The sequence below is a fragment of the Campylobacter sp. TTU-622 genome (assembly GCF_016598965.1).
In the GTDB taxonomy this organism is placed as follows: Bacteria; Campylobacterota; Campylobacteria; order Campylobacterales; family Campylobacteraceae; genus Campylobacter_D.
On sequence record NZ_JAENKR010000033.1, the window covers coordinates 1 to 14,105 of the forward strand.

At 28.0% G+C, this 14,105-nt stretch carries 13 protein-coding genes and 1 pseudogene; 13 read left to right on the forward strand and 1 reads right to left on the reverse strand.

Annotated elements, in window-relative coordinates; all coding sequences use genetic code 11:
* The 13 genes and pseudogenes from JG677_RS04530 to JG677_RS04590 all read left to right on the forward strand — a co-directional run.
* On the forward strand, positions 1-686 hold a 686-nt coding region (locus JG677_RS04530), incomplete at its 5' end, for a hypothetical protein (protein ID WP_200285404.1).
* Between the two features lie 31 nt (positions 687-717).
* On the forward strand, positions 718-3,330 hold the full coding sequence (locus JG677_RS04535; protein WP_200285405.1) for a valine--tRNA ligase: 2,613 nt from the start codon (positions 718-720) through the stop codon (positions 3,328-3,330).
* A 3-nt stretch (positions 3,331-3,333) separates the two neighbouring features.
* Positions 3,334-4,344, forward strand: a complete 1,011-nt coding sequence (locus JG677_RS04540; protein ID WP_200169986.1) for a methionine ABC transporter ATP-binding protein — start codon at positions 3,334-3,336, stop codon at positions 4,342-4,344.
* Positions 4,326-5,078 (forward strand): annotated as a pseudogene (locus JG677_RS04545) (methionine ABC transporter permease); the annotation flags it as partial. The gene JG677_RS04540 and the pseudogene JG677_RS04545, both read left to right, overlap by 19 nt.
* Positions 5,079-5,137: 59 nt before the next feature.
* Entirely contained in the window at positions 5,138-5,908 is a 771-nt protein-coding gene (locus tag JG677_RS04550; protein WP_200169985.1) for a MetQ/NlpA family ABC transporter substrate-binding protein, read from the forward strand.
* Between the two features lie 20 nt (positions 5,909-5,928).
* A complete protein-coding gene (flgA, locus tag JG677_RS04555; protein ID WP_200217704.1) occupies positions 5,929-6,588 on the forward strand; it encodes a flagellar basal body P-ring formation chaperone FlgA in 660 nt (219 codons plus the stop codon).
* A complete protein-coding gene (locus tag JG677_RS04560; protein WP_200217705.1) occupies positions 6,585-7,151 on the forward strand; it encodes a UbiX family flavin prenyltransferase in 567 nt (188 codons plus the stop codon). The genes flgA and JG677_RS04560 overlap by 4 nt, the downstream gene beginning before the upstream one ends.
* 20 nt (positions 7,152-7,171) lie before the next feature.
* Positions 7,172-7,648, forward strand: coding sequence for a pantetheine-phosphate adenylyltransferase (coaD, locus tag JG677_RS04565; protein WP_200169982.1), 477 nt, complete (start codon positions 7,172-7,174; stop codon positions 7,646-7,648).
* Complete coding sequence (gene tmk / locus JG677_RS04570) at positions 7,639-8,220, forward strand: dTMP kinase (RefSeq protein WP_200169981.1); 582 nt, start codon at positions 7,639-7,641, stop codon at positions 8,218-8,220. Before coaD ends, tmk begins: the two co-directional genes overlap by 10 nt.
* Positions 8,217-9,443 carry a histidine--tRNA ligase gene (gene hisS, locus JG677_RS04575; RefSeq protein ID WP_200285406.1) on the forward strand — a complete coding sequence of 409 codons (1,227 nt, stop codon included), beginning with the start codon at positions 8,217-8,219 and terminating at the stop codon, positions 9,441-9,443. The genes tmk and hisS overlap by 4 nt, the downstream gene beginning before the upstream one ends.
* Positions 9,440-11,284: a biosynthetic arginine decarboxylase gene (speA, locus tag JG677_RS04580; protein WP_200169979.1), complete on the forward strand. Its 1,845-nt coding sequence runs from the start codon at positions 9,440-9,442 to the stop codon at positions 11,282-11,284. The genes hisS and speA overlap by 4 nt, the downstream gene beginning before the upstream one ends.
* A gap of 180 nt (positions 11,285-11,464) precedes the next feature.
* Positions 11,465-12,634, forward strand: coding sequence for a pyridoxal phosphate-dependent aminotransferase (locus JG677_RS04585; protein WP_200285407.1), 1,170 nt, complete (start codon positions 11,465-11,467; stop codon positions 12,632-12,634).
* Positions 12,635-12,638: 4 nt separating this feature from the next.
* Positions 12,639-13,415 carry an FkbM family methyltransferase gene (locus JG677_RS04590; RefSeq protein WP_200217708.1) on the forward strand — a complete coding sequence of 259 codons (777 nt, stop codon included), beginning with the start codon at positions 12,639-12,641 and terminating at the stop codon, positions 13,413-13,415.
* Between the two features lie 6 nt (positions 13,416-13,421).
* Here JG677_RS04590 and JG677_RS04595 read toward each other — a convergent pair whose 3' ends face one another.
* Positions 13,422-13,763 carry a cupin domain-containing protein gene (locus tag JG677_RS04595; RefSeq protein WP_200169976.1) on the reverse strand — a complete coding sequence of 114 codons (342 nt, stop codon included), beginning with the start codon at positions 13,761-13,763 and terminating at the stop codon, positions 13,422-13,424.
* Between the last annotated feature and the right edge of the window lie 342 nt (positions 13,764-14,105).

Here is a 14,105-nt window from a genome sequence, read left to right on the forward strand (position 1 = left end):
CAAGTAATACAACCACAACAGATGAAAATAATCAATATATAAATACTACAAACAATTCACAACAACTACAAAAAGAAGATAAACAAGCTAAAATAGAAGCTCTTAAAAAAGAAATTAGCAAACAACAAAAAATCTTAGAAAGAGAAAAGGCTATTAAAAAAGAACTTCAATCAAACAAATCAAATAAAAATAAATACTTAAATACAGCTAGAGAATATCTAAGTATAGGAAAAAATAGTCGCTTAGAACCAGAACTTAGCACAGAAAATATGAAAGTTTATATTTTAGATGGCAAATTTTTAAGTCAATATAGAATTAATCTTTTAAAAGATATGTTAAATTCTATAGAAGATAGCTCAAAAGATTATTACTTAAGCGTTTTTGTAAAAATGCTACCAAAAGGAGAAATGAAATTAACTATCTATAATAAAGAAATTATTTTTTCAGATATGAAAAAAGCTTATAAATATATTAATCTTAATCAACTAAGTCCTTATTTAAACAATCTTAGCACATTAAACCAACACGTAGCACGTGAAGAAATCATAGAAAGACTCAAACTTCAAATAAAAAAAGAAGGCAAAGGAAGCGAATTTTCAAAACATATTAAAAGTTTAAAAACCGGACTTAATACGGCACAATACTTTTTTCCATTTTGCGAAATTATAGAAATTACTTCTATATAAATAAATTTAAGCAAAATGATAAAGGCAATTGATGTATGATAAAAATTTAGAAAAAAAATATTATCAAATTTGCGAAGAAAGAGGCTATTTTGAAATTGATTCAAATAAAGCCATTCAAAAAGATGGAAAAGTATTTTGTATTATGATGCCTCCTCCTAATGTTACAGGAGTTTTGCACATAGGGCACGCTTTAACTTTTACTTTACAAGATATCATCACACGCTATAAAAGAATGGACGGCTATAAGGTTCTTTATCAACCTGGACTTGATCACGCTGGTATTGCTACTCAAAATGTTGTAGAAAAACAACTTCTCGCCAAAGGTATAACAAAAGAAGAGTTGGGTAGAGAAAAATTTATAGAAAAAGTTTGGGAATGGAAAAAACAAAGCGGGGATAAAATTCTTAATCAAATGAGAACTTTAGGTATTACCCCATCTTGGTCTCGCTTACGTTTTACAATGGATGAAGGACTTGTTAATGCAGTAAAAAAATCCTTTGTAGATCTTTACAATAAAAAGCTCATTGTACGCGGAAATTATATGATTAATTGGTGCACACACGATGGAGCTTTAAGTGATATTGAAGTTGACTATAAAGAAACAAAAGGCAAACTTTATTATATAAAATATTTTTTAAAAGATAGTAATGATTTTGTTACAATTGCAACTACAAGACCTGAAACCTTATTTGGCGATAGTGCTTTAATGGTAAATCCAAATGATGAGCGTTATAAAAATTTCATTGGAAAAGAAGTTATTTTACCTCTTTGCAAAAGAACTCTTAAAATAATTGCTGATGATTATGTTGATACAAATTTTGGAACAGGTATAGTTAAAGTTACTCCGGGTCACGATACAAACGATTATGAAATCGGCAAAAGACATAATTTAGAATTTATCACCATTTTTGATGAAAAAGGTATTTTAAATGAACATTGTTTAGAATTTCAAGGCTTAGAAAGATTAAAGGCTAGAGAAAAAATCATAGCTCAATTAGAAAAATTAGGTTTTATTGATAAAATTGAAGATTATACTCATCAAGTAGGATATTGTTATAGATGCAATAATATAGTAGAACCCTATATTTCAAAACAATGGTTTGTTAAAAAAGAAATTGCTCAAAAAAGCATAGAAAAAATCAATCTAAAAGAAAGTGAATTTTATCCTTCACACTGGATTAATAGTTTTAACGCATGGATGAGAGATTTAAAAGACTGGTGTATTTCAAGACAATTATGGTGGGGACACCAAATTCCTGTTTATTATTGTGAATGTTCTTATGAATGGGCAAGCCAAGAACAACCAAGCCAATGTCCAAAATGCGGGAGTAAAAATTTAACTCAAGATCCAGACGTCTTAGATACTTGGTTTTCATCAGGACTTTGGGCTATTAGTACTTTAGGCTGGGGTAATGAGCATTGGGGCGAAGGAAAATTATGGAACAAAGAAGATTTAGATGAATTTTATCCTAACTCTTTGCTAATTACAGGTTTTGATATTTTATTTTTCTGGGTAGCAAGAATGATGTTTCAAAGTAGTAATGTTTTTGAAAAACTACCTTTTAAAGATATTTATCTACATGCTCTTGTTAAAGATGAGCAAGGCAGAAAAATGAGTAAAAGCTTAGGTAATGTGATCGATCCAAATGAATGTATCAAAGAATATAGTGCTGATATTTTACGTTTTACCCTAGCACTTCTTGCTATACAAGGAAGGGATATAAAATTAAGCAATGACAAACTTTTGCAAGTTAGGAACTTTACCAATAAACTCTATAACGCAAGTAATTATTTGCTTTTAAATCAAGACAAATTTGAAGATCTGCAAAATATAGAATTAAAAAGCGATCTTGGAATTTACATTTATGCAAGATTTCAAGAATGTATTAAGAATGTAAGAGAAAATTTAGAACAATACCGTTTTAATGATAGTGCTAATATACTTTATAAATTTTTCTGGAATGATTTTTGCGATTGGGGTATAGAACTTAGTAAAGCAGATAAATCAAGTATTAAAGAGCTAGGCAGCATCTTTAAAGAAGCCTTAAAAGCTTTAAATCCTTTTATGCCTTTTATCAGCGAATATTTATATCATAAACTTAGCAAAAGTGATCTTGAAAATACTTCTTCTATTATGATAAGCACTTATCCAACTTTTGATAAAGAAAATTTAGAAATTAAAGAAATTTTTAATTTACTTATAGAAAGTATAGTCAGTATCCGCCGTGCAAAAAGCTTAATAGAGCTTGGAAATTCTAAAATTGAAAAAGCCTTTATAAAGCTAAATAACGCAAAACAAAAAAATAAATTAGAGCTTTATTCTCATTTTATTACCAATTTAGCCAAATGTGAATCGATCGAATTTACAGATACAAAAATACCAAATTCTGTTTGCGATGTAAGTGAAAATTTAGAAATTTTCATTGCTTTAGATAATATTGATTTAAGCGCTATTATCCAAAGATTAGAAAATCAAAAAGCAAAATTACAAAAAGAACTTTTAAAGCTAGATACTATGCTTTCAAATGAAAATTTTCTCAAAAACGCTCCAAAAAATATTATCGAGCAAAATACTAATACTTCAATCAGTCTAAAAGAACAACTTAAAAAGATTGACTTAGAATTAAAAAATTTAAAAGGGTGATTTTTGATAAAAATTACAAATTTAAAAAAATATTATCAGCAAAATTTAGTTCTTAATGATATTTCCCTAGAGATAAAAAAAGGAGAAATTTATGCCATTGTAGGTCATAGCGGTGCTGGAAAATCAACTCTTTTAAGATGTATAAATGGATTAGAAGATTATCAAGAAGGAAAATTAGAAGTTTTAGGAGAAGAAATTTCAAATTTAAAACAAAATTATCCAAAAAAACTTAGATTTTTAAGAAAAAATATAGGAATGATTTTTCAAAATTTTGCTCTAATCAATAGAAAAAATGTTTTTGAAAATGTTGCAATACCCTTAAGAATGCATTATAGTCAAAATAAGCTTTATTCAAAACTTTTTAAAAAAGATTTTATGAGCGAAAATGAACTTAAATCTAAAGTCAATGAGCTTTTAGATATAGTAGGACTTTTAGAAAAAAGTAAAGCCTATCCAAAAGAATTAAGCGGGGGACAAAAACAAAGAGTAGCTATAGCTAGAGCTTTAACACTTGATCCTAAAATTCTTTTAAGTGATGAAGCAACTTCAGCACTAGATCCAAATACCACTAAAAATATTTTAGAACTTTTACAAAAAATCAATAAAGAGCTTCACATAAGCATAGTTTTAGTAACTCACGAAATGGACGTTGTAAAAGAAGTGGCACAAAAAGCTATTTTGCTTGAAAAAGGTAAAGTTATAGGAGAAGGTTTGATTGATGAACTTTTTTTAAAGCCTAATCACAAAATGAAAGAATTTTTAGGTGAAAATGATTTTTTACCGGATAAAGGCTTAAATATCAAACTCTATTTTCCAAAAGAAATTGCTCAAAAAAGTATAATCACACATATGGCTAGAACGCTTAATATTGACTTTAATATAGTTTGGGGCAAAATAGAAAAACTAAATGGAAATGCTTTAGGTAATTTAGTCATTAACATTGATCAACAGGATAAAGAAAAAGTATTAAATTATATTGAAAAAAATAAAGTTTTATGGGAGATAGTATCTTGAATGAAAATTTTTTAGACAGAATAAAACAGTTTTATGATGACTTTTCCCTTCAAAGTATTAATACAACTTTAATTAATACTTTCCAAACTTTTCCAACAAATTTTGAAAACATTTTAAAAACAGCTTTAAATGAAACTCTTTATATGAGTTTTGTAGCGACTTTTTTAGGGTTTTGTTTAGCTATAATTCCTGCTATTTTACTCACTATATATGATAAAAATGGCTTAAAAGAAAATATTATTTTTTATAGAATTTTAGATTTTTTTATTAACACTTTGCGTGCCTTTCCTTTTCTTATACTTATTATCATACTTTTACCTTTATCAAAAATTATAATAGGAACGAGTATAGGAACAAGCGCAACAATTATACCTTTATCTATAGGTATAGCACCCTATTTAGCCAAAATGCTTGAAAGTGCTTTTAAAGAAGTTGATAAATCGACCATAGAAGCAGCTAAGTCTTATGGGGCCAATAATTTACAAATAATTTTTAAAATTATTTTTGTAGAAAGCTTACCAAATGTTATTAATAGTATAGTTTTAACTTTAATTTTTACCATAGGATTCTCAGCACTTGCTGGAACTATTGGTGGAGGTGGATTAGGAGATATTGCTATTCGCTACGGCTATGAACGCTTTAATACAGAAATAATGCTTCAAACAATTATTATTTTGCTTATTTTGGTTCAAATAGTTCAAATAATAGGAAATTTATTATACAAACTAAGCAAAAAATAATACCTATTTACTTAACTTTTTTATAATTTTAAAATTTAAAACTAAGGAAAAAAATGAAACTAAAAGCTTTGGTATTATTATTTTTTTTAACCTATCTTAATCTTAATGCAACTGAGACCATAAGTATTGCAGCTTCGCCTGTTCCACATGCACAAATTTTAGAACAAGTTAAACCAGATTTAGAAAAACAAGGCTATAAACTTGAAATCAAAGAATTTACTGATTATGTTTTGCCTAATTTAGCCGTTAATGCTAATGAAGTAGATGCAAATTTTTTTCAACACGAACCTTATTTAAAAGAATTTAACAATATCAAAAAAACAAGACTAGTTAAAGTAGCCGCTATTCATATAGAACCTATGGCGATATATTCTAAAACATATAAAAACTTAAATGATATCAAAGAAGGAGCAAAAATTGCTATCCCAAATGATCCTACTAATGAAAGTAGAGCTTTAGATCTTATAGGTAAAAGCGGATTGATCTCTTTTAAAAATTCTGCCCTAAAAACTCCACTTGATATTATAGATAATCCTAAAAAAATAAAATTTATAGAATTAAAAGCAGCACAACTCCCAAGAGCTTTAAATGATGTTGATTTTGCTATCATTAATTCAAACTATGCGCTATCAGCTGGACTTAATCCTTTAAAAGATTCTGTTTTAATTGAAGATAAAGATAATCCTTATGTAAATATTATAGTTGTTAAAGAAGGAAATGAAAATAATCCTAAAATTAAAGCTTTAATTAAAGCGCTTCAAACTGAAAAAGTGAGAAATTTTATTTTAGAAAAATATAATGGTTCCATTATTCCAGCATTTTAAAAAATGATACAAGTTTTAAAATGAAAAAAATACTTTTTTTTATTTGTATTTTTAACTTATGTTTTGCAAATAATATAGAAAAAGTTAAATTAGCCTTAAGTAAAGAATTACAAAATAATTTTAGTAATATTATTATTACTAAAATTGATATTATGAACACTTCATTGCCTAAAGATTTTGATCAATACGAATTTTTAAGATTAGCCAATGCAAAATTTAATAAAGCTCAAGGCTTTTTAAGAGCAGAATTTAAAACACCACAAAATATTCAAAAAAATATTTTTTTTCGTTATTTTGTTGATGCGGATATTGAAATTTTAAAATCAAAAAAATCTATACTTAAAGGAGAAAAATTAAGTCCTTTAGATTTTGATAAAGCTTTAATGGATTTTGATAAAATCCCATTAAATGCTTTAAGTGCAGAAGAAGCAAAAAATTTAGTAGTCAAAGTTAATATAAACAAAAATACAATTTTAAAAAGAAATATGTTTAAAATTAATGCTTTAATCAAAAGAAATGATCCTATTATAGGTATATTAAGAGATTCTAACATAGATATACAAATAGAACTAACCGCTTTAGAAAATGCTAATTTAGGCGAAAGAATAAAAGCTAAAAACAAAGAGGGTAAGGTAATGCAAGGTATAGTAAGTGGAAAAAATAGGATACTTTTACAATGAAAATTTTATTAGGAATTTCAGGCTCTAGTAGTGTTAATTTAGGATTAAAATTACTCAAGCACCTAGAAAAAGAAAAAATTGAAACTTTTTGCATTGTAAGCAATGGAGCAAAATTAAGCTTTTATAATGAAAATCATAAAGACTTAAAGCTTTTATGTAAAGAAGAATTTAAAAAAACAATTTTTTTTGAAAATGATGATTTAAGCGCGGCTGTTTCAAGTGGATCTTTTAAAATAAATCAAACCATCATTGCACCCTGCTCTATCTCAACCTTAGCTAAAATTCATTCAGGGTTTGCAGATACCTTGCTTACAAGAGCTTGTGCAGTTGCTCTAAAAGAAAGAAAAAAATTAATTTTAGCTGTAAGAGAAATGCCTTTTTCAACTTTAAATTTAGAACATATGGCAAAACTAAGTATGCTTGGAGTTATAATAGCTCCACCAATTTATGCTACATATTCCAAAATAAAAAGTCTAGAAGATCTTGATAATTTTATCATAGGAAAATGGCTTGATCTTTTAGATATTGAGCATAATTTATACAAAAGATGGGAAAAAATTTAAAATAAAAGGATAAAAATAAAATGACTTGTTTATATCCAGGAACTTTTGATCCTATTACCAATGGGCATTTAGATGTGATTAAAAGAGCACTTAAAATTTTTGATAAAGTTATAGTTGCCATTGCAAAAAGCGAACATAAAAAGCCTCATTTTACATTAGAACAAAGACAAAATTTAGCCTATATTGCTACAAAAAATTTAAAAAATATAGAAATTGTTAGTTTTGATACCCTACTTGTAGATTTAGCAAAAAAACTTGATGTAAATATCATAATTAGAGGCTTAAGGGCTGTAAGCGATTTTGAATATGAACTTCAAATGGGTTATGCAAATAATTCTTTATGCAAAGATTTAGAAACCGTCTATTTAATGCCAAATTTAAAAAATGCTTTTATTTCAAGCTCTATAGTAAGATCGATTATTACACATAATGGCGATGTAAGCACTTTAGTACCTAAAGAAATTTTACCTTTTTTAAAGGATGAAACTTGTATGTAGTATTTGAAGGCATTGATTGCGTAGGAAAAAGCACTCAAATTGAACTTTTAAAAAAATGTTTTAAAAACGCTATTTTTACAGCTGAACCAGGTGGAACAGAACTTGGCAAACATTTAAGAGAACTTTTACTAAACAAATCTCATAAAATCGATAAAAAAGCTGAGCTTTTGCTTTTTTTAGCAGATCGTGCCCAGCATTACGATGAAGTCTTAAAAAAAAATCAAGACAAATTAATCATTTCTGATCGTAGTTTTATCTCAGGTATAGCTTATACTAATAAAGCTTTTGACAAAAATTTACTTTTTGAATTTAACGCTTTTGCCTTAAATTACCACTTCCCGCAAAAAATAATTTTTTTAAAAGCTCACAAAGAACTTATAAAAGAACGCTTAAGTAAAAAAAAGTTAGATAGTATAGAAAAACGCGGTATTGATTATTTTCTAAATGTCCAAAACGAGCTTGAAGAAACTCTAAATTTTTTAAAAGAAAAAATCGATTTTAAACTCTTAAAATTAAATGCTGATAATTCAAAAGAAAATCTACATCAACAAATAAAGGAATTTTTAAAATGATAAATGCTTTAAAAGGAATGAAAGATTTATTAGATAAAGATGCATATTACTATGAAAAAGTGATTAAAATTTGCGAAGAAGTTGCAAAAAACTATGGTTTTAGCTTTATCAACATTCCACATTTAGAACTTTGCACTCTTTTTAAAAGAAGCGTAGGAGAAAGCTCTGATATAGTAGGTAAAGAAATGTATGAATTTATCGATAAAGGCCAAAATCACGTTTGTATGCGTCCTGAAGGAACTGCTGGAGTGGTGCGTGCTTATATAGAAAAAAAAATGGATAAAAATAATGCCATAAAACGTTGGTTTTATCATGGTTCTATGTTTCGCTACGAAAGACCACAAAAAGGACGCTTAAGAGAATTTCATCAATTTGGAGTTGAAAGCTTTGGAAATGCAAGCGTTTATGAAGATGCAAGTATCATTTTAATGTTAGTAGAAATTTTTTCACGCTTAAATATCAAATTTAAATTACTTATTAATTCCTTAGGTTGTTTAGAGTGTATGCCAAAATACCGCACAAATTTAGTGCGATTTTTAGATTCTAAAGAAGGTTTTTGCGAAGATTGTTTGCGTAGAAAAAGTTTAAACCCTATCCGTGTTTTAGATTGCAAAAATGAACACTGCCAAAATTTACTCACAAATGCCCCACTTTTAAGTGAAAATTTATGCTCTTCTTGTCAAAAAGATTTTGAAATTTTGCAAAAAATTTTAAAAGAAAATAATGTAAATTTTGAAATAGATCCTAAATTAGTAAGAGGGCTTGATTATTACTCTAAAACAGCTTTTGAATTTATTAGCGATGAAATTGGCGCAAAAGCTGCTATTGCAGGTGGGGGTCGTTATGATAAACTTATTGAATACCTTGATGGAAAAAGCGGTTTTGGCGTTGGCTTTGCTATGGGTATAGAAAGAATTATCGCTATCTTAGAACAAAAAGAAGAAAAATTACAAAGAGAAGGAATTTATCTTTGCTCTATGGATGAAAAATACATAACAAAACTTTTAAAACTCGCAACACAACTTAGAAAAAAACATAAAGTCATTCTAAGTTATGAAGCCAAAAAACTTGCTAAACATTTAGAATTAGCTGATAAAAATCAAAATTTAATCTTTCTTTGCATGGGGGAAAATGAAGCAAAAAATGAAAGTTTATTCTATAAAAATTTAAATACAAAAAAAGAAGAGCAAATTTTAATTAAAAATTTGGAGAATGTATTATGACAAATTACGGCATTGATATTTGGGGGGATAATAATTTTATCATTAAAAATGGTAAAGTATGTATCAATCATGGAGAAAATCCAGCCATTATCGATATAGTTAAATCTCTACGTGATGATGGCTATAAAGGTCCTTTGCTTTTACGTTTTCCACACCTTATACAAAAACAAATTGAAAATATTTATGGAAGTTTTGATAAAGCTAGAAAAGAATTCTCTTATAAAGGAAATTTTAACGCTGTTTATCCCCTAAAAGTAAATCAATACCCAGGTTTTGTTAAAAATCTTGTCAGACTTGGAAAAAATTATAATTATGGATTAGAAGCAGGTAGCAAGGCTGAACTTTTACTTGCTATGGCTTACAATAATGAAAAAGCACCTATTACAGTTAATGGCTTTAAAGATAGAGAACTTATCAATATAGGTTTTATAGCTGCTGAAATGGGGCATAATATCACCTTAACCATAGAAGGACTTAATGAACTAAAAGCCATCATTGATATAGCAAAAGAGCGTTTTAAACCAAAACCAAATATAGGCTTAAGAGTGCGTCTTCACTCAGCAGGAGTTGGAATTTGGGCAAAAAGCGGAGGAATTAATTCAAAATTTGGTCTTACTTCAACTGAACTTATAGAAGCTATCAATTTATTAAAAGAAAACAAACTTTTAGATCAATTTACTATGATTCATTTTCATCTAGGATCGCAAATTACAGAAATTCACCCTTTAAAAAAGGCTCTTAATGAAGTGGGAAATATTTATACCGAACTTAGAAAAATGGGAGCAAAAAATTTAAAAGCCATTAATCTTGGCGGAGGCTTAGCCGTAGAATACTCTCAATTTAAAAATGATAAAAGCAGAAATTATACTCTAAGAGAATACGCCAACGACGTTGTTTTTATCTTAAAAAATATTGCCGAACAAAAAAAAGATCTTGAACCTGATATTTTTATAGAAAGCGGTCGTTTTGTAGCTGCAAATCACGCTGTATTAATTGCCCCTGTATTAGAGCTTTTCTCACAAGAATACACAGAAAGCAAACTTTTGCTTAAAAAAACAAATCCCAAGCTTATCGACGAGCTTTATGATCTTTACAAAAGCATAAAACCTTCCAATGCCTTAGAATATTTACATGATAGCATAGATCATCTAGAAAGCATTTTAACCCTTTTTGATTTAGGTTATGTAGATTTACAAGATAGATCCAATGCCGAAATTCTAACTCATCTAATCACAAAAAAAGCCATACTATTAGTAGGAGATAAACAAAATACCACAGATTTACTCGCTATACAAGATGAAGTGCAAGAAAGATATCTAATCAATTTTTCACTTTTTCAAAGTATGCCTGATTTTTGGGGCCTAAATCAAAATTTCCCTATAATGCCTCTTGATAGATTAGACAAAAAACCTACAAGAAGTGCAAGCATTTGGGATATAACTTGTGATAGTGATGGAGAAATCGCATATTCTAAAGACAAACCTTTATTCTTACACGATGTAGATTTAGAAAAAGAAAATTATTTCTTAGGATTTTTCTTAGTAGGTGCTTATCAAGAAGTTTTAGGAATGAAGCACAATCTTTTTACCCATCCAACCGAAGCAACAATTAGCATAAATCAAAAATCCTATGAAATAGAAAGCATTATAGAAGCACAATCTATTCTTGATACTTTAGAAGATCTAGACTATGATATACACGCTATTATGGATATATTAAATGAAAGAATCACTAATTCAAAACTAGTAGATGAAAAACAAAAAAAACATATCTTAGGAGAATTATATCTTTTCTTAAATGACAATGGTTATTTAAAAAGCATAGATGGAAAAGAAAGTTAATATAAGCAGTAAAATACTACTTATATTAAATTCTCAGTAAAAATCTTAAGTTATATCTTACTTATTTAACAAATATTACCAATTTACCACATTTTTGATTTTAATTAGAGTTTTTTATATTTTTTCAATGCTCAAATATATTTTTTTGATAGAATAAAATAAAAAAATTAAAGGATAAAAATGCTTACAAAAAGATCTAAAGTTTTAGAAGAATCTATCACTTTAGCTATTGCCACACTTGCAAATGAGCTTAAAGCCAAAGGCGAAGATATCATAAGTCTTTCAACCGGAGAACCTGATTTTGACACACCAAAAGCCATAAAAGATGCTGCTATAGTCGCTATTGAAAAAGGTTGCGGAAAATATACTGCTGTTGTAGGTTTAAATGAAGTTTTAAAAGCTATACAAACCAAACTCAAAAGAGATAACAATCTTGATTATGAAATAAATGAAATTATCACAAACGTTGGTGCAAAACATTCTTTATTTGAATGTATAGAATGTCTTGTTGAAGAAGGTGATGAAGTTATTATCCCTACTCCTTATTGGGTAAGCTATCCTGAAATGGTAAAATTTGCCGGAGGCAAGCCTGTATTTATAAAAGCTTTAGAATCAAATGGCTTTAAAATCACAGCAGAGCAACTTAAAAATAGCATTAGTGATAAAACTAAAGTATTGATGTTAAACTCTCCATCAAATCCCGTAGGCTCAATTTACTCCAAAGAAGAACTAACCCAAATTGCCAAAGTTTTAGAAGGCACAAATATCGTAGTATTAAGCGATGAAATTTATGAAAAACTTCGTTATGATAATTTTGATTTTACAGCTTTTGCAAGTATAAGCGAAGATGCGTTAAAACGCACTGTAACTATAAATGGACTTAGCAAATGCGGAGCTATGCCAGGATGGCGTTTTGGTTATATGGCCAGTAAAAATAAAGACTTAATTTCAGCTGTTAAAAGACTTCAAGGACAAAGCACCTCAAACATTTGCTCCATCTCTCAATACGCAGCTATCCCGGCCTTAAATGGAGATTGCGATAAAGATATAGAATCAATGCGTCAAATCTTTGAAAAACGTCGCAATCTAGCTCTAAGTATACTAAACAATACTCCAAAAATTAGTGTATATAAACCAGAGGGTGCTTTTTATCTTTTTGTAAATATACAAAAAATCGAAAAAGATTCTATGAAATTTTGTCAAAAACTATTAGAGCAAGAAAAAGTTGCTGTTGTTCCAGGCATAGGATTTGGCATGGATGGATATTTTAGACTTTCATATGCCACTAGCAATGAACTCATTACAAAAGGCTTAGAAAAAATAAGTCATTTTATCACAAATTATAAGTAATATTATGAAAAGACCTTTACCCTTTATATTAGCTGCCACAAACAATGGAACAATGATCATCAATCATCTAGATAGACACGATACACCAAAGGGAAGTTATGGAGTTGGTTTTCAATTTTTAAATTATGGCAGTTTTGATCCAGAAGAAATTGATCTTTGCCTTACTCTTTTAAAATTGCGTAGAAAATATTATAAAGATAATGTTTTTGCGATAGACTGCGGTGCAAATATCGGTGCTCATACTATCAAATGGGCTATAGAAATGCAAGATTGGGGGGAGGTATTAGCTTTTGAAGTACAAGAAAGACTTTTTTATGCTTTAGCAGGAAATATAGCAATTAATAATTGCTTTAACGCAAAAGCAATACACGCGGCTATTGGCAATCCCCATAAAAATCAAAAAGAGCTTGAAATTTTAGTTCCAGATTATACCCAAAAAGCCTCTTTTGGTAGTTTGGAGCTAAAATCAAATAACGAATTCATAGGACAAATGCCTCAAAAAAAAGAAAAAGTTCCTTATCTAAAACTTGATAGCTTTGCTTTTAAAAGACTTGATTTTATTAAGATAGACGTAGAAGGTATGGAACAAGAAGTTTTACTTGGTTGTCTAAACCATCTTAAAACTTTTAAACCTATATTACAGATTGAAATTATTAAATCAAATTCTCAAGATATCATTGATAAATTAAAAAATTTAGAATATGAAATTTTCCAATCTGGGATCAATATTTTAGCCATTCACAAAACAGATCCTGTGATCAATCATTTAAACAAGTCATAAATTGCATTAAGGCTTCTTAAGCACAGCACTAACCCTTTGAATGCTATCAAATTTACTTAAACTAAGCCTTATAATAGAATCTTGTATTCCACCTAAAGAATGAGACACATTTGCTGCTAAGCTTATCATATCTAAAGCATTTAGTTCTAATTTCTTATTTTCTACTTCAAACCAAATTTTACCGCTTAAAACCTGAACATGTATAGCAAATGGAGCCTTATGTTCTTTCATGATACTATCTTTAGCCATTAAAATTTGAATTTCCTTGCCACTTTCATTGTCGATTAAAATATTGATTTTAACTTCCTTTGGGCTAAAATCCGCCCTGCTCCATTTTGTAACTTTCATAAAAACTTCCTTTTTGATTTGATTGTAACAAAAAACCAAATGTAAATTATAAACCTATGTTAATTTTTACAATTATTAAGATAGATTTTCAAATTGATTAAATATTTGTAACTTTAATTTTATGATATTTTAAAATTTTATATATATTTTTATCTTTTTGTTATTTATTATTTTATTATCCAATATAAACCTTATATAATTTAAATTATTTAAAAAACAATCTAAAAACCAAAAAAAATATTTTTTATATAAATAAAGCTCCAATATATTTTAAATTTAAAAATAAAACTAATATTATTTAATAGTTTTATTTTTATTCTTTCAAAGATTATTATATTAAAC

What these genes read in the sequence shown, in the direction of transcription:
- JG677_RS04535 (WP_200285405.1), top strand. Translation starts at nt 718, where the DNA reads ATGTATGATAAAAATTTAGAAAAAAAATATTATCAAATTTGCGAAGAA.
- JG677_RS04550 (WP_200169985.1), top strand. Translation starts at nt 5,138, where the DNA reads ATGAAACTAAAAGCTTTGGTATTATTATTTTTTTTAACCTATCTTAAT.
- flgA (WP_200217704.1), top strand. Translation starts at nt 5,929, where the DNA reads ATGAAAAAAATACTTTTTTTTATTTGTATTTTTAACTTATGTTTTGCA.
- JG677_RS04560 (WP_200217705.1), top strand. Translation starts at nt 6,585, where the DNA reads ATGAAAATTTTATTAGGAATTTCAGGCTCTAGTAGTGTTAATTTAGGA.
- coaD (WP_200169982.1), top strand. Translation starts at nt 7,172, where the DNA reads ATGACTTGTTTATATCCAGGAACTTTTGATCCTATTACCAATGGGCAT.
- hisS (WP_200285406.1), top strand. Translation starts at nt 8,217, where the DNA reads ATGATAAATGCTTTAAAAGGAATGAAAGATTTATTAGATAAAGATGCA.
- speA (WP_200169979.1), top strand. Translation starts at nt 9,440, where the DNA reads ATGACAAATTACGGCATTGATATTTGGGGGGATAATAATTTTATCATT.
- JG677_RS04585 (WP_200285407.1), top strand. Translation starts at nt 11,465, where the DNA reads ATGCTTACAAAAAGATCTAAAGTTTTAGAAGAATCTATCACTTTAGCT.
- JG677_RS04590 (WP_200217708.1), top strand. Translation starts at nt 12,639, where the DNA reads ATGAAAAGACCTTTACCCTTTATATTAGCTGCCACAAACAATGGAACA.
- JG677_RS04595 (WP_200169976.1), bottom strand. Translation starts at nt 13,763, where the DNA reads ATGAAAGTTACAAAATGGAGCAGGGCGGATTTTAGCCCAAAGGAAGTT.